The sequence below is a fragment of the Nostoc sp. C052 genome (genome assembly GCF_013393905.1).
Lineage (GTDB): Bacteria > Cyanobacteriota > Cyanobacteriia > Cyanobacteriales > Nostocaceae > Nostoc.
This window is the reverse complement of sequence record NZ_CP040272.1, coordinates 7,647,876-7,663,655: the sequence shown is the minus strand read 5'-3', so window position 1 is coordinate 7,663,655 and position 15,780 is coordinate 7,647,876. Positions and strand designations below refer to the sequence as shown.

13 protein-coding genes and 1 pseudogene are annotated in these 15,780 nt (G+C 40.9%); 7 read left to right on the top strand and 7 right to left on the bottom strand.

Annotated features, from left to right (window positions below):
- Positions 1-14 precede the first annotated feature (14 nt).
- On the top strand, positions 15-1,457 hold the full coding sequence (locus FD723_RS31560) for an ATP-binding protein (RefSeq protein WP_179068855.1): 1,443 nt from the start codon (positions 15-17) through the stop codon (positions 1,455-1,457).
- A gap of 35 nt (positions 1,458-1,492) precedes the next feature.
- Here the strand turns inward: FD723_RS31560 and FD723_RS31555 are convergent, their stop codons facing one another.
- Positions 1,493-1,789, bottom strand: coding sequence for a DUF3288 family protein (locus FD723_RS31555; RefSeq protein WP_179068854.1), 297 nt, complete (start codon positions 1,787-1,789; stop codon positions 1,493-1,495).
- A 308-nt stretch (positions 1,790-2,097) separates the two neighbouring features.
- Here FD723_RS31555 and FD723_RS31550 point away from each other — a divergent pair, with 308 nt between their 5' ends.
- A complete protein-coding gene (locus FD723_RS31550) occupies positions 2,098-4,554 on the top strand; it encodes an ATP-dependent Clp protease ATP-binding subunit (protein WP_179068853.1) in 2,457 nt (818 codons plus the stop codon).
- Between the two features lie 291 nt (positions 4,555-4,845).
- On the opposite strand, the gene FD723_RS31545 is transcribed toward FD723_RS31550, so the two are convergent.
- The 5 genes and pseudogenes from FD723_RS31545 to FD723_RS31530 all read right to left on the bottom strand — a co-directional run bounded on the left by FD723_RS31545 (position 4,846) and on the right by FD723_RS31530 (position 8,619).
- The gene (locus FD723_RS31545) at positions 4,846-5,943 is read right to left on the bottom strand and encodes an AI-2E family transporter (RefSeq protein WP_179068852.1); all 1,098 of its coding nucleotides are present in this window, start codon (positions 5,941-5,943) and stop codon (positions 4,846-4,848) included.
- A gap of 126 nt (positions 5,944-6,069) precedes the next feature.
- Entirely contained in the window at positions 6,070-7,503 is a 1,434-nt protein-coding gene (locus FD723_RS31540) for a bifunctional orotidine-5'-phosphate decarboxylase/orotate phosphoribosyltransferase (RefSeq protein ID WP_179069350.1), read from the bottom strand.
- 239 nt (positions 7,504-7,742) lie between these two features.
- Positions 7,743-7,859 (bottom strand): annotated as a pseudogene (locus FD723_RS43270) (cytochrome b/b6 domain-containing protein); the annotation flags it as partial.
- 219 nt (positions 7,860-8,078) lie between these two features.
- Complete coding sequence (locus FD723_RS31535) at positions 8,079-8,333, bottom strand: GNAT family N-acetyltransferase (protein ID WP_179068851.1); 255 nt, start codon at positions 8,331-8,333, stop codon at positions 8,079-8,081.
- On the bottom strand, positions 8,296-8,619 hold the full coding sequence (locus FD723_RS31530; RefSeq protein WP_179068850.1) for a hypothetical protein: 324 nt from the start codon (positions 8,617-8,619) through the stop codon (positions 8,296-8,298). The genes FD723_RS31535 and FD723_RS31530 overlap by 38 nt, the downstream gene beginning before the upstream one ends.
- Positions 8,620-9,198: 579 nt before the next feature.
- Here FD723_RS31530 and FD723_RS31525 point away from each other — a divergent pair.
- Both FD723_RS31525 and FD723_RS31520 read left to right on the top strand, forming a co-directional pair.
- Entirely contained in the window at positions 9,199-9,411 is a 213-nt protein-coding gene (locus FD723_RS31525) for a hypothetical protein (RefSeq protein WP_179068849.1), read from the top strand.
- Positions 9,412-11,034 carry a PRC-barrel domain-containing protein gene (locus FD723_RS31520; protein WP_179068848.1) on the top strand — a complete coding sequence of 541 codons (1,623 nt, stop codon included), beginning with the start codon at positions 9,412-9,414 and terminating at the stop codon, positions 11,032-11,034. It abuts the gene before it with no gap.
- Positions 11,035-11,095: 61 nt separating this feature from the next.
- Here FD723_RS31520 and FD723_RS31515 read toward each other — a convergent pair whose 3' ends face one another.
- Entirely contained in the window at positions 11,096-12,691 is a 1,596-nt protein-coding gene (locus FD723_RS31515) for a PAS domain-containing sensor histidine kinase (protein ID WP_256874995.1), read from the bottom strand.
- Positions 12,692-13,056: 365 nt separating this feature from the next.
- On the opposite strand from FD723_RS31515, the gene FD723_RS31510 reads away from it, so the two are divergent.
- The 3 genes from FD723_RS31510 (at position 13,057) to FD723_RS44255 (ending at position 15,619) form a co-directional block, all read left to right on the top strand.
- Positions 13,057-14,418: an AAA-like domain-containing protein gene (locus tag FD723_RS31510; RefSeq protein WP_179068847.1), complete on the top strand. Its 1,362-nt coding sequence runs from the start codon at positions 13,057-13,059 to the stop codon at positions 14,416-14,418.
- Positions 14,419-15,123: 705 nt separating this feature from the next.
- Positions 15,124-15,351: a hypothetical protein gene (locus FD723_RS31505; RefSeq protein ID WP_256874994.1), complete on the top strand. Its 228-nt coding sequence runs from the start codon at positions 15,124-15,126 to the stop codon at positions 15,349-15,351.
- A 67-nt stretch (positions 15,352-15,418) separates the two neighbouring features.
- Positions 15,419-15,619: a type II toxin-antitoxin system RelE/ParE family toxin gene (locus FD723_RS44255; RefSeq protein WP_218651862.1), complete on the top strand. Its 201-nt coding sequence runs from the start codon at positions 15,419-15,421 to the stop codon at positions 15,617-15,619.
- Positions 15,620-15,780: the final 161 nt, after the last annotated feature.

The following is a 15,780-nucleotide window of genomic DNA, read 5'->3' as shown; positions in this document are numbered from 1 at the left end:
AAAGTTGGTTGACAATGCTTAATTCTACCCGTATATCTCTCTTACAAACAGATGATGAAGTCTTGGTGTTTGAAGACGATCGAGAGCAGATAAGTGATACAACTCAATTAACTCCATTGGATGTAGAAAGCCAGGGACAAGAGGCTTCTGAAGCTTGGAAAATGATGATTGTGGATGATGATGTTGAAGTCCACCAAGCAACCAAACTAGCTTTGAGAAGTTTTATTTTTGAGGGCAAACCTTTAACTTTTATTTCGGCTTTTTCGGGAATAGAAGCGAAAAAGCTGATTGCAGTTCACCCAGATACCGCATTTATTTTATTAGATGTGGTGATGGAAACTAATGATGCTGGGTTAAGGGTGGTTAAGTATATTCGGGAGGAGTTGAAAAACCAGATTGTGCGGGTGATTTTACGCACAGGACAGCCGGGAGATGCGCCCGAAGAATCAGTGATTTTGAATTATGACATCAATGATTATAAGTTGAAGGTTGAATTAACTCGCCAAAAGTTAATTACAACTGCGATCGCGGCTTTAAGGTCATATCGCGATTTAATCACCATAGAAAAACAATCAGCACAATTAACTCAAGTATTACACGACCTGCAAGAGACACAATACAATCTCATCCAAAATGAAAAAATGTCGGCACTGGGCAACCTCGTTACAGCCATTGCCCACGAAATTAATAACCCAATTAATTTTATTGCAGGCAACTTAAAACCTGCACAGGACTACATTCACGATTTATTAGCACTAATTGACCTTTATCGGCAAAGGTTTCCCGATCCGGGAGCAGAAATTGAAGAAGCGATCGCCACAATCGATTTAGACTATCTCCAAGAAGATTTACCCAAACTTATCTCGTCCTTGAAAGAAGGTAGCGATCGCATTCGTGGCATCAGCGCCAGTCTCCGCACCTTCTCTAGAGGAGATAGCGATCGCAAGGTTCATTTTAATATTCATGAAGGTATTGAAAGCACATTACTTATCCTCAAGCACCGAATCAAAGCCAATGAGCATCGCCCTGCTATTGAAGTAATCAAAAATTACGGGCAAATACCTCAAATAGAATGCTTTCCGGGGCAACTCAACCAAGTTTTTATGAATCTGATCGCCAACGCCATTGATGCTTTAGAAGAATCTAATAAAGGGCGTAGTTTCCAACAAATTAAAGACAATCCCAATCGTCTCACAATTACCACCGCTTTGTCTGAAGATCGGCATCACGTTTCGATCCGAATGCAAGACAATGGCGAGGGAATGTCCGAAAATGTCAAGCAAAAACTGTTTGGTTATTTATTTACCACCAAACCAGTAGGTAAAGGCACTGGTTTAGGATTAACAATTTCCCGGCAAATTATAGAAGAAAAACACGGTGGACAACTCACAGTGACATCTGAGTTAGGCAAAGGCACAGAATTAGCGATCGTCATTCCAGTGGCGGCTGGGGATTAGGCATTGGGGCCCCACCTTCCCCAGTCCCCAATCCCCTAATTCCAATCTTGTTCATCTTTCTTACCGCGACTTTTGTAAATTCCTCCCAAATCGTGGATTTGACGAGTTTTCTCAAAAAGCTCGGTTTCGCTCAAACCCCACTGTTGCAAGACTTTATCTAAGTCTTTTTGGATGTCTCTGGCCCCTGGAAACCCTTGATAACGCATTCGCAGTCTAGCCAATTCTGCTAAGTTATAGTCTGTTGCCTCTTGAGCGAGTAATATATCAATAAGGGGGCGATCGCGGTTATAAAGTGGATGTTGTTGATCTTTACCAGTCGTTGCTTCAGTCATTGTCAGTCCTGAGTGTCTAATGTTAAGTTCTGAGTTTTAAGTTTAGCTGACAGTGGAAAACAGGGCAGGCAAAAGAAAATTGTCAAATACCGAAAACTTAACTGTCAACTTTGTAACTCATTACTTCCTCCATACTCCACTCAGCATTCCTATTAGACGGCAAGTACACCTGATGTCTTACGGCTCTCACCACTGCCACTTAACTTTAAATAAAGTTACATTAGTCCTTAAGAAAATACAAAAAACTTTAGATGAGGGTGAATTTTATCTCACCCAAAGTCCAAGCAGCGAGGGAGCAATAACCCATTATGTTTGAACACTTCACTTCCGAAGCCATTAGAGTAATTATGTTAGCTCAGGAGGAAGCACGTCGCCTGGGACATAACTTCGTAGGAACTGAGCAAATTCTCCTGGGTTTGATGGGAGAAGGAACTGGGGTTGCTGCTAAAGTGCTGGCCGAATTAGGCGTTACCCTCAAAGATGCACGTCGCGAGGTAGAAAAAATTATTGGTAGGGGTTCTGGCTTTGTACCACCAGAAATTCCTTTTACTCCTAAAGTAAAAAGCCTCTTCGAGCAATCGTTTAAAGAAGCTCACAGTTTGGGACAGAATTACATTAATACTGAACACTTACTCTTAGGATTAACTGAGGCTGGTGAAGGTGTCGCCGCTAAAGTACTGCAAAATCTAGGGGTTGACTTCAAGAGTGTCCGCAGTGCCATCGTTCGCCGTTTGGGTGAAAATTCGCCAGCTTTCGCTGGTAGTAGTGGTAGTCAAAAGCGCACCCAACCGTTAACGATGGAAGAGTACGGCAGAAATTTGACCAAATTAGCCCAAGAAGGCAGACTCGACCCCGTAGTTGGTCGCCAAAAGGAAATTGAGCGGGCGATTCAAATTCTCGGTCGCCGCACTAAGAATAACCCAGTATTGATTGGAGAACCAGGAGTTGGTAAAACTGCGATCGCAGAAGGTCTAGCTCAACGGATCATCAACCAGGATGTTCCCGAAACCTTACAGAATAAGCAAGTTATCAGCCTCGATATGGGGTCATTGGTAGCTGGAACTCGCTTCCGTGGCGATTTTGAAGAACGCATCAAAAAAGTCGTAGAAGAAGTCCGCACTGTGGGCAATATCATCCTGGTAATTGATGAAATTCACACCTTGGTTGGTGCTGGTGGTACGGAAGGCGGCTTAGATGCAGCCAACATCCTTAAACCTGCCTTAGCAAGAGGTGAACTTCAGTGCATCGGCGCAACTACCCTTGACGAGTATCGGAAGCATATCGAGCGTGATGCCGCCCTAGAGCGTCGTTTCCAACCGATTAAGGTCGGAGAACCCTCAGTAGAGGAAACCGTACAAATTCTCTACGGCTTGCGCGGTGCTTATGAACAACACCACAAAGTCACAATTTTGGATGCAGCACTAGTTGCAGCCGCAGAATTATCAGACCGCTATATTAGCGATCGCTTCTTGCCCGATAAGGCAATAGACTTGATTGATGAAGCTGGTTCTCGCGTTCGTCTGCGGAACTCCCAAAGTTCTCCCAATAAAGAACTCAAGCGTGAACTCGCTGGCATTACCAAAGAAAAAGAAGCAGCAGTCAGAGTCCAAGATTTTGACAAAGCTACACAACTACGTGACCAAGAGTTGAAACTTGCAGAACAACTGCAAGCAACGTTTACACAAAACGAGCAACCTGTCAACTCAACTGTAGTTGACGAAGAAGATATCGCCCAAATCGTTGCCTCTTGGACTGGCGTACCAGTTAACAAACTCACTGAATCTGAGTCAGAGTTGCTTCTACACCTAGAAGACACTCTGCACCAGCGACTCATTGGACAAGAGCAAGCAGTCACGGCTGTATCTCGCGGTATCCGTCGCGCCCGCGTTGGTTTAAAAAATCCCAATCGTCCCATTGCCAGCTTTATCTTCTCTGGGCCTACTGGAGTCGGTAAGACAGAATTGGCGAAGGCATTAGCTGCCTACTTCTTCGGTGCGGAAGACTCGATGATTCGGCTAGATATGTCCGAATACATGGAAAGCCACACTGTCGCCAAGCTCATCGGTTCGCCTCCTGGTTATGTCGGATACGACGAAGGCGGACAACTTACAGAAGCCGTGCGGCGGAAACCCTACTCAGTGCTGCTATTCGACGAAATCGAAAAAGCGCACCCCGATGTATTCAATATGCTGCTGCAACTCTTGGATGACGGTCATCTTACCGATGCCAAAGGTCGGAAAGTAGACTTCAAGAACACGCTGATCATTTTGACTTCTAACATCGGTTCCAAGGTAATTGAAAAAGGTGGTAGCGGCTTAGGCTTTGACTTCGACACTCAAGCCGACGCTAGTTATAACCGCATCCGCACCTTGGTAAATGAGGAATTGAAAGCTTACTTCCGTCCAGAGTTCCTCAACCGCCTCGATGAGATTATCGTCTTCACCCAGCTTTCCAAGAATGAAGTTAAGCAAATCGCCGAAATTATGCTCCGCGATGTTGCTAGCCGCTTGACAGAAAGGGGAATTATCCTAGAAGTTAGCGATCGCTTCAAAGAGCTTGTGGTACAAGAAGGTTATAACCCCAGCTATGGCGCTAGACCATTACGCCGGGCAATTATGCGCCTCCTCGAAGATTCTCTGGCTGAAGCAATGCTGTCTGGTGAAATTACAGATGGAGACACAGCCCTTATCGATGTTGATGATGACTCTCAAGTGAGAGTACTAAAATCAGAAAAACGAGAGTTACTGTTGGCAAGTGCTGGCTAATTTTATACCCGATCGCTTTTTGCTGTAATATTTGAGAAACACCTAGCCTTTTACTTAAGTAGAGGCACTAACAGGGGCATCTCCGACAAACATTAAGTGAAATGGTATTATTTCTCACCCCTAGTAGGAATGCTGGGGGCTTTTTTATGTAATAGACATTCTCCGAAAACGAATGTAGAGACGTAGCAGTGCTACGTCTCTACAAGGGTTATGGGTAACGCATATTTAATTTCTGGAGATGTCTAGTTCCTTTTGAGTGGGCAATATTCACCTACCCACAGTTGTAACTCATTACAATATTGATTCCTCTGGCAACAATTCTGACGCGGCTTCATCCTTACCCACTTTACTAGAATTACCAGATGTAGAAAAACCATCTGCGACATCTTTGATAAAACCAGATACAGGTACAGCAACTAGCAAACCCAAGACTCCACCAATATTGGTGCCGACAAGCAAGGCAATTAATACCCATATCGGTCTAAGTCCAGTAAATTTACCTAATAAACGTGGTGCGATCGCCTGATCGATTAACTGGTCAATGACAACAGCTACCGCAAAAACTTTTGCTGCTAGCCAAAAGTCGTGTGTAGCTATTATAAAAGTAATTACAATCAAACTGACAACATCACCAAAGGGAATTAAGCTCAAAACCCCAACCGCCAAACCAAAAAGTAAACCAAACTGGACTTGAAAACCTAAAAACAATAATGTTACTGAAACACCCATCAGCAAAGCCAAAGTTACCTGACCAATCAAGTAATTTTGGAAGTTTTGCTGAATAGACTGGCTTACCTTCTGAGCAAAATTTCCCGGCAACTTCTTAAATATTCCCTGCCAAATTCTTGGCCCATCTAACAACAGGTAAAAAGTCAACACTACTGTGATTAATGATTCAGAAATACTATCAATAGTATCTATAATAATGCTTAAAAGTTTATCTGAAACAAACTCTAATTCATTGGGCAATTTGTTAGTTATCTGTGTTAATAACTGACTGAAATTTACATTTATTTTGTGTCTCAAAAACCAATCATTTACAATCTGAAGTTTTTCTTCGCTAGAATCAATCCATTGGGGAAAAACTTTAACCATTTCATTAAATTGCTCTAAAACAATGGGCCCTAAAGTTATACCCAAAGCAACAACAATTACTAATGCTAATATAAAAACTAACGCTACTGCATAGCCGCGTTTAACTCCACCCCGTTGAAGAATTGAAACAGGATAGTTTAAAATGAATGCAAGCAAAGTAGCCAAGACAAGAATTGTCACAACAGGTTGAAGATTTTTAACCAGCAAAAATGCTAGCCAACCATTGAGAAACACAAGAGGAAATAGCAGCGTAAAAATTAACCATCTCAGTAGTTGATTCAGTGAAATGTTCATAATTAATTTAAAAATCAAAATTATTCTAGTTACCAGATTGAACCAAGTAATTAAATATGCTCAACAGGAAGTAGACAAGAAAATCTTCCCCCATTCCCTAATCTCTAATCCCCATTATTCCAATTACTAACTTTCAGCAAAAGCTAAAAATTGCTCCTCATTTATTCGCCCTGCTTGATATAAAGTATTAGTAATTTCTGAAATAGTTAAAACCGCATGACTGCGATAACCATTTTGCTGTAATCTATCTTTCACCCCCTGTTCATGGTCAATAAATACTACAATATCATCAACCTTTAATCCTGCTGATTCTAACTTTCCTGCCCCTTCCATGACGCTTTTGCCGCTGATGAGAATATCATCAACCACTACAACCGTTTCGCCAGGATGAAAGTTACCCTCAATGACTCTCCGAGTTCCATGTGCCTTCACCTCTTTACGAGGGAAAATCATTGGACAATGAAGACGCAAAGCTAAACCAGTCGCAGTCGGTAAAGAACCATAGGGAATACCTGCTAACCTATCAAAACTAAGATTTTTCAAAATATCCTCATAAGCTGTGAGAACTTGATTAAAAACTTGGGGATTGGAAATAATTTTGCGTAAGTCGATGTAATAAGGAAATATCGCTCCTGACGCTTGGACAAAGCTGCCAAACATAATACAGTCAATGTCATAAAGTTGTAAAATTAAGTCTTGTTGGGGATGCTGATTTAGCAAGCAAACATCAGGAAACCACACCGAACATGTAGAATTGTCATAAATAATTTCAGCTTTTATTTGATTAATTTCTGCGCGTAAAGACTGTACTTCTTCAGATAATTTTGTGTTTCCCAACGTATCTTGAGGAACAGGAATCAGCAAACCATCACCATTAGCATTCAAGCCAGCTTCTAAAATTTGCTTCAGATTTTGACCCTCCGCCCAAATGCTACGCGCCATAATAATTCGTTCTGGTGCAACTGCTCGAATAAGTGCTAAAACTTCAGGATTTGTAGTTCCCACTTCCAAACCTAATTGTTCTGGAGTCCCCCAAGTTTTTGATTCTTTTACTACCTGTAAATAAAGGGGTGATTCCTTTGCAGGATATTGCTGTAAAGCTTCTGCACCTGGATTTGAAGTACAGCATAAAATAAACACCGCTTTATCAGGATAGACCAAAAAAGGTGCGACATGATCTTGTCCTGTATAGGGACTAAGAGTGATTGCATCCACTTGCCATTCTGTAAACACAGTCCGGGCAAAAATGGTACTAGTATTTAAGTCACTGTGTTTTGCATCTAAAATAACAGGAATGTGGGCTGGAATGGCTGCTAAAGTTTTGTACAGCAGTTCTAAGCCGGGAATACCTAACGCTTCATAAAAGCCAAGTGTTGGTTTATAGGCACAAACAAAATCAGCAGTTTCCGCAATAATGAACTGTAACCACTTTTCCAAACCAGTAATCAGTTCTTCAGATTCATAACGCGTAGGCATCATCTCTGGATTTGGATCGAGTCCAACAAACAGTAAGCTTTGATTTTGTAAGATATTACGATTCAATTTATCAAAAAAGTTCATATTTTTCTTTAAAAAAGAGTCATTGGTCATTTGTCATTAGGGATTGACAACAAATAAATTATCCAATCTTGTGGGGTGGGCATCTTGCCCGCCTCTAGCCAAAGGCGGGCGAGACGCACACCCCACAAGAAGGAGTTGAGTATTTTGTATTTGGAATTCCCTTAGTCATTTGTCATTTATGATTTATCATTTGTCATTGGTCATTAATCCCTGCGTTTCCATAACTATCTGTTGTTGGTTTACTCAAACATTGATTCTATTAGTTGAGTTTTTCCAGCTTTCTGCCCTAATTGATAGTGAATCACTGCAAATAAGATAACCATTGGCACTGAGACAAAGTGAACGATTCGCAATGCTAAATTGGGTATGGGGCAGTGGGAATTGGGCATAGCTAAGAGAGACTTTAATTATTTGTTGTGTCTAACCGGACACAAGTATCTGTCTTAGGTAAATAGCTCTGTAAATTCGAGGGTGATATTGCTCACCCTTATTTTCCCATTTTATGATTCAGTATTCTGGTAAAGATATTCACTGCTGTTTTATTGAACTCTCAATTTAAGTGTGGCTAACGTCGTTTACCGATTGTCTACTCGTAACAACACGATAAATTGCATTCCATCACTGCTTCGCTCAAACGATCGCTGATGCTTGAATCCCAATTTCTGCCATACCCGTATCGCACGCTTGTTGAATGCTGCGATCGTCACTCGAAAAGCTTTTGGCTGAAATAAACTGTCTGCAAATTCCAACATCGCATTGGCATACTCAGCGCCCTTTCCTTGTCCGGTCAAGTCAGGGAATCCCCATACCAATATCCAACGCTTGCTCATGGTAATCACCACCAGCGACCTGTCCATCTTGTCCAAAAGAACAGTAAGCTACCAACTCGCCATTCTCATCCAGAATACTGTAAAAGGTGTTCTGGGGGTGCAGAATATGTTGTAGTAGATTAGCTTCTAGCTCTGAGTAGTTATATAAATCATAGAGTGGCTCGTATCGCCAACTTAAGATAGCGCGTGCATTACTCTCATTGATTAGGTTAAAGGTGAACATTAGACTTCTTGCATAAGTCGGGTAAAGGGTAAGGGTTAAAGGGAAAAGGGATAGAATTAACATTCCCCTTTAACCTTTCCCCCTTTCCCGACAAGAGTGCAAAAGGCACTTTTGCAAGAGGTCTATTAGTTACTGTGATGTTTGTACTACCCTAACCCGAATTTCTCACCACATCTCAAGTAAGTAATGAGTAATGGGTAATGAGTAATGAATCTTACTTATTACTTATTACTTATTACTTATTACTTCGCCCATGAGGTTCGCGCTTTGGGAGAGTTCAATCCCTTCTCTCCTTGTGAGAAATGCGGGACTAACCCTAACTTTGAGATGCGCTCAATATAACTCGGCGAGACGAATCCCGAATGGAAGAATGACATTATCTTTTAAGTTATTCAATGGTATTGAGGCTAATAAAAATATTTCTTTCCAATAAATAATAGATATAAGAGATTGATAATAACTAACTAAAAAATCTATCTTTGGAAAGATACCCTTTGGATCTTTTGATTCCACAAGAGTATCTAAAGTAAGGTATATAACAATAAATAAACATATTAACTAAATTTAATGATATAAATTTCTTGTATAACATTTCTAGCAATGTTTACAATAAGAAAAAACAACAATAAATAATGAAATACAATGCCTAGACTCATAGGAAAGCGCTCTAATACGGGAGCAAATATAACTGTTTTAATCATTCTTGTTGCCATATTTGGGGTATTACTCGAATACTTTGGCATGATTGATATCGTTCCCGGTTTTGGTAAAGAGGGACGATATTTTCAACTTAAAGGTCAGGCAACCAACGAACAAGTGATTGAACAAGACAATCAATATAGGAGGGATAGATAAATGCGTAAAGGTAGTGATGTTATCGATAAAGTTGTCGTCACCTACGACACAGGCGAGAAAGTTGTCCGAATTATAGATTTAATTTTTGATCAGAAACGCAATCAACTTTTGGGTTTTCTCGTTGCAGAAAAAGGACTGTTTCGAGATGCAAAAGTGATTCCTTTAGAAGAGGTGCAAGCGATTGGGTTAGATGCGATCGTAGTTAACTCCAAAGCATCTATTGTTAAGGCACATCGTATGCCTGTAATTAAAGAGATTCTGCACCAGGGTATTGTGCTGAGAAAAAAGAGAATTCTGACTACCGAAGGACTCGACCTTGGTATATTGGTCGATTTGTTCTTTGATGAACGTAGTGGATTGGTGGAAGGATACGAAGTTTCTGGCGGTGTATTTGCCGATGCGTACTCAGGGCGATCGTTTGTTCCTGCTGCCGAAACCCTGAAAATTGGTGATGATGTTGCCTTTGTACCTCCACAAACTGCTCAAATGATGGAAGAACAGGTCGGTGGTATCCGAGGAGCTGTTCAAGCAACTGGAGATAGATTGCAGGACTCGGCTGATACTACCAACCGCAGACTGCAAACAGCAGTTCAAACCGTGAATGAGCAGCTACAAAGTTCGGTAGAGAGCGTGAACCGCGGACTACAAGAAGCAAGCCAGAATGCAGGTGAGCAATTGCAAGCTGCAACTGATGCTACTAGCAGCAAACTGCAAGACCTTAATCGAGATGCAACTGCTTCCCTGACAAACAATTTGGTTGATCCTGCCGAGCAAAAGGTATATGTGATTGGCAAGCATGTTGAGCGGGATGTGCTGACTCCAGACGGGAATGTACTGCTATTACAGGGGCAGGAAGTGACGCTAGTCGATGCCGAAGCGGCCGATCGCATGGGTATCCTCGATGAACTCTATAGAGCCACAGGTGGCAGCCTAACTGCCAACATCAGCCGCAATTTGCAAGCAGCAACAGAATCTTTTAGCAATGGAATTGGCAGCGTAACTCACAGCAGCACCGCTCATCTGCGTCGTTCGATTGACTCACTGGCAGATATGGCGATCGAGCAGGCAAGAGGGCGGAGAGTTGGGCAAACAGTGCGTGCTGACGATGGCTTAATTATTGCGGCATCTGGGCAGATTGTGACGGAATCCCTTCTCGATCGCGCCCAGGTTTACGGTAAAAAAGCAGAATTGCTGAATGCTGTCGGTCTAACTCTAGCAACCGCAGTCCGTTCTAGTGCAAGGGACACATGGTTAGAAAACAAAGTTCAACTGCGCGACGGGGCCAGCATCGCTCAAGAGAATCTCAACACTTTCTGGCAAGCCTTGAAAGCGAATGCAGAAAAGTTGCAAGGACGCAGCGCACGGGTAATCAAAAAGCAACGGATTGAACAAGCACTAGGTCGTCCAGTTACCCGTGTCATTCTTGACCCAGAAGACAACGTGATTCTAAATGTAGGTGAATTGATTACACATCGCGCTGTCAGTCAAGCTGAAGAAAGTGGAGTTCTGAATATTTTACTGAGTTCGGTTTATACTAAGGAGCCAGAAATCTCTGACAAAGAGTTACGTGCTTCAGAATATGGAACGGCAGCCTTGGCGCATCATGGTAGTGGGTTGAAATAAGTAGGTCGGCGTAAATAATTATCGTTGGGATAAGGCAGGGGGCAGGGAGCAGGGGGAAGGCCTAAAAACTGGCGTGTTTTCTGATCGCGGCATAGTGTCTTGCTGTTGTATTCATTTCAATGACTAACTCTGTGCCTTGACCTAATTGAGAATTACACTTAAGTTTACCTTGATGTTTTTCAACTATGATTTGCCGACTAATTGATAGCCCCAGTCCTTGACCTTTGCCTACAGGCTTAGTCGTAAAAAACGGTTCAAATATATGTCTTTGGATATGGGGCAAAATGCCTTTGCCATTGTCAAAAATGCGAATTATAACTTTGTGTTTTTTATCCCTTTGGTTATTGTTTACCCAATATTCATTACTATTGACCAATGATAAATGGCTGCTAACAATTTCTGTATGAATTATAATTTTGGGAGTAAAAGAATTATCATGCTTCATCCTCTCTTCTAAGGCATCAATGGCATTGCTTAAGATATTCATGAATACCTGATTTAGTTCACCTGGATAACACTCGATTAAAGGTAATTCACCAAAGGTTTTAATTACTTGAATCCTGGCTCTATCAGGCTTTTCTTTGAGACGATGCTGCAAAATTCTGAGAACACTATCAAATCCTTGATGGAGGTCAACTTTTTTCATTTGACCTTCGTCAGAGGTTGAAAAGTTCTGCAAGGCGAAAACAATTTCTTTGACACGTTCAGATCCAGCTCGCATTGACCACAGCAGTTTTAAAAAGTCTGTCTTCACAAAACCAAGGTCGAGGCGTTGCAGATGTAGGGCAATGACTGCGGTAGGGGTGGGATAGTGATGTTGATAAAGTTCTATGATTTTGATTAAGTCTTCAGCGTATTGGCTGGCGGGATGGAGATTGCCGTAGATGAAGCTAACCGGATTGTTAATTTCGTTAGCCATATCCGCCACCAGTTGACCGAGGTTAGCCATTTTCTGGTTCTGCAATAACTGCCTTTGGGTATATTTGAGTTCTTCGAGGGTAGTTTCTAGCTGCTGTGATTTTTCCCTAACTTGGTCTTCGACAGACTGGCGTTGGACAATTTCTGTTTGGAGTTGTTCAAAGAATTGGTATTGTTGAGTAGCGTAGGCGCAGCCCGTCGTAGACATCGCCTTATCCTGAGTAATATCCTTGTGCGTTCCCGCCATCCGCATCGGTTTACCGAATTCATCCCACTGAAATACTTTGCCACAAGTCAAAATCCACTTCCATTCCCCGGATTTAGTCAACATTCGCAATTCGACTTCAAACACAGATATGCATCCTTGGAGATAATCGTGCAATACTTGGCGAATTCTCGGTAAATCTTGCGGATGTACAAGTTGCTCAAAGGATTGATAATCGTTGTCGATTTCGTCTACTTGATATCCCAGAATGCTTTTCCATTGGGGATCGTAATAAGTTTGATCAGTCACTAGATTCCAATCCCATAACCCCAAGCCACTGGCGATTAATGCCATTTTTAAGGCGGCTTCTGAGGATTGACAAGAATCTAAATTTTCTTGAGATAAGTCTTTTGCTTCTGGGAAACTCTGAGAATCTGGTACTGAAAATGGAGTTTCCGGTTCATAGGTATCGGGTTCTTCGATATGCATAGCTGCTGGTACGATGAGGAAGATATCTTGTAGCTCTCTCTCCACGCTGTCTTAGCACCCTGACGATCCAGTTATGATTTATTGGGCTGTGATTTTGGTCAGAGATATATCGCCCAGATCATAAATTTGGATGGAATAAAAAAAGTAAACAGATGAGTGTAACCTCTGTTGCGATCGCAATTGGCGATTTTTGAGAAAAAGATCGCTCTATTGTGTGCATCTACATTCTAAGATATGTCTAAAAAAAGTAGTTCAAATCACATATAATTACCTAAAAACTCAGAAAAATTTGTAAAAAAAATTGTCAAGGCTTGTTTGTAGCTTTTTTGGTAATAGCTAGCTGCTATTTATACAAGACACCAAGCATCATGGTGTGAAAAAATTTCATGCTGAATTAGAGCCAATGAGTAATGACTATAGATGAACTAGTACTGCTACTAAAAGCCAGTCAAGCAACCGGTTTAACGACGCTCCAAGAGTTGATCTTGCGTTCTTCGTGGGAAGGAAAAACCTACACCAATATAGCCTGCGAAGCGCACTATGGCGAAGAACGTGTTAAGAAAATTGCTGCTCATCTATGGCAAGTACTGAGTAATTTTTGCAAAGAACCAATAAATAAATCCAATTTCCGCCTGACTTTAGAAAGCTATCCTTTTAGTGAAGCGCATCAGCAGTTAGTTAAGGAATTCAACCAAGCAGCCACGGCAATATCCTTAGAATTTCCGAGTGGGCCAGTATCCCTTAATTCCAGATTTTATATCCCTCGTCCGCCAATTGAAGAACTTGCTTATGCAGAAATAGCTAAACCTGGAAGTGTTATTTGCATCAAAGCACCTCAAAAGATGGGGAAAAGCTCTTTGATTGTGCGGTTGCTTGCACACGCTAAAAAGCAAGGCTTTCACACCGTAACTTTGGACTTTCAACAAGCAGACAAAGCAGTATTTACCAGTTTGGATAAATTTTTGCGCTGGTTCTGTACAAATGTGAGTCAGGAGTTACAACTAGAATCAAAACTTAATGATTATTGGGATGAAGATATGGATAGCAAAGTCAGCTGTTCTATCTATTTCCAACAATATTTACTATCTGCGCTCTCAAGTCCCCTGGTTTTGGTATTAAATCAGGTGGATTGGGTGTTTGAGGATCGGGAAATCGTTAGAGAATTGCTACCATTGGTGCGATCGTGGCATGAACAAGCTAAGAGTGTAGAAATTTGGCAAAAATTACGTCTGGTTCTGGTTTATTCAACGGAAATTCTTGTTCCCATCAGACTGACTCAATCGCCATTTAATATTGGTTTGAGAATTAATTTACCTCCCTTTACGAAAGAGCAGGTGCAGGATTTAGCCCAACGTCACGGCTTGGATTGGAGAGATGGTAAAGATGCTGAAATTTTGATGTCAATGGTAGGGGGAAATCCTTATTTGGTGAGGTTGGCATTGTATCACCTTGTAGGTAAAGGGGGATTAAAACGAGATTTAGGGCAGTTATTGCAACAAGCACCCACAGAAACCGGAATTTATCACGATTATTTCAGACAGTATATGTTAGCGCTACAAGATGAGCCAAAATTGAGAGATGCTTTTTTAGAAGTTATTAGTACTACAAATTATGTGAAATTAGAGTCAGCATTGGCAGATAAATTACAGAGTTTAGGACTAATTAATTTAGAAGGCGATCGCAGTACGATTGCGTGTGAATTATATCGGTTATATTTCCGACAATATCTGAGAAAAAGTGAGAGTTTAAATATTATAAATGCTGGTATCTAGATAAACTCTGCTGATATAGCTTCTTCTACAACTTTCTTTAAAGAAAAGCGATCGCACTCATTTATCTCTAAACCACCAAAGGCGATCGCTTGTAAATTTATACTTGTTTTCTAGAACGATGTCTCCGACAGGCTACGCCTACGCTAGCTTTCGGCTCAATGATATACCAAAATAAATGCGCGAATTACTTAAATGAGTAAGCAAACTGGGGTTTGAGAAAGTAAAAGCTCATTTTACTTGCGGAAAACACCAAAATGAGTAAGCAAAAGCTTGTTTTACTTGCGGAAAACACCAAAATGAGTAAGCAAAAGCTTATTTTGAGAAAGTAAAAGCTTATTTTACTTGCGGAAAACACCAAAATGAGTAAGTAAACTGGAGTTTGAGTAGGCAAAAGCTTATTTTGAGTAAGTAAAATGGCATTTTGAGTAAGTAAAATGCCATTTTTACTTAGTTCAATATGAATTTTAGTCTAGGCGATAACTTTTCTACGGAATGCTACGCGAACGCGAGTGCGCCTCCAAGAGTTGCGGTTTCCCGCAGGATATTGCCCCTACGGGTGTACCTCACGTGAATGAGAACCGCTATAATACAAAATTATTAAGATTTATCTTGAAAGGTAGATTTTATCGCGTTTTTCTCTTGAGTAAAATCTCACAAATACATTTACTAAAGCCATACTATATCTATTAACGCTAAAGTCATAGTATGACTACTAAAATCACAACCCAAATGCAAGCTGATAAATACCCTTTTGCTCAAGAACTGATTACTGATAAGGAAGGTAATATCCGCAAAGTAATCATAGATTTTGATGACTATCTACATTTGCTAGAAGCTATTGAGGATGAAGGACTGATCTTAGCAATGAAAGCAGTAGAACATGAAATACCTCTGAATATTGATGAAGCATTAGCACAACTACAACAAGAGTGATTACCCAATATCTACCTAGCTTCATCAAGGATCTCAAGGCTCTGAAAAGTACACCTTACTATGAGACATTAGAAACCTTGCTTTTGACGAAATACCACAAATATTAACCTTTGAAGAAATTACTAACCTCAAAAAACTTCAAGGTTATGAAAATGCTTATCGCATCCGTGTCGGTGATTATCGTATTGGACTTATTTTTGATGGAGAAATAGTTTTATTTCAGCGAGTACTGCACCGGAAAGATATTTATCGTTATTTTCCCAAATAAAACCGTTTTCAATAATCTTGCAAATAAAATTCGTGCCCATACAAACATAGAAGCTTTGTCGCTTACCGCAGGTTAGTCTACCTACGCAGACTAATAAAAATTAAAGTTTTAAAATCGGCAAAAGCAAGTTTTGACTGTGTGGAAAATGAACTTAAATTTAT

What these genes read in the sequence shown, in the direction of transcription:
- FD723_RS31555 (WP_179068854.1), bottom strand. Translation starts at nt 1,789, where the DNA reads ATGACTGAAGCAACGACTGGTAAAGATCAACAACATCCACTTTATAAC.
- FD723_RS31525 (WP_179068849.1), top strand. Translation starts at nt 9,199, where the DNA reads ATGCCTAGACTCATAGGAAAGCGCTCTAATACGGGAGCAAATATAACT.
- FD723_RS31560 (WP_179068855.1), top strand. Translation starts at nt 15, where the DNA reads ATGCTTAATTCTACCCGTATATCTCTCTTACAAACAGATGATGAAGTC.
- FD723_RS31550 (WP_179068853.1), top strand. Translation starts at nt 2,098, where the DNA reads ATGTTTGAACACTTCACTTCCGAAGCCATTAGAGTAATTATGTTAGCT.
- FD723_RS31540 (WP_179069350.1), bottom strand. Translation starts at nt 7,503, where the DNA reads ATGAACTTTTTTGATAAATTGAATCGTAATATCTTACAAAATCAAAGC.
- FD723_RS31505 (WP_256874994.1), top strand. Translation starts at nt 15,124, where the DNA reads ATGACTACTAAAATCACAACCCAAATGCAAGCTGATAAATACCCTTTT.
- FD723_RS31510 (WP_179068847.1), top strand. Translation starts at nt 13,057, where the DNA reads ATGACTATAGATGAACTAGTACTGCTACTAAAAGCCAGTCAAGCAACC.
- FD723_RS31545 (WP_179068852.1), bottom strand. Translation starts at nt 5,943, where the DNA reads ATGAACATTTCACTGAATCAACTACTGAGATGGTTAATTTTTACGCTG.
- FD723_RS31535 (WP_179068851.1), bottom strand. Translation starts at nt 8,333, where the DNA reads ATGAGCAAGCGTTGGATATTGGTATGGGGATTCCCTGACTTGACCGGA.
- FD723_RS31520 (WP_179068848.1), top strand. Translation starts at nt 9,412, where the DNA reads ATGCGTAAAGGTAGTGATGTTATCGATAAAGTTGTCGTCACCTACGAC.
- FD723_RS31530 (WP_179068850.1), bottom strand. Translation starts at nt 8,619, where the DNA reads ATGTTAATTCTATCCCTTTTCCCTTTAACCCTTACCCTTTACCCGACT.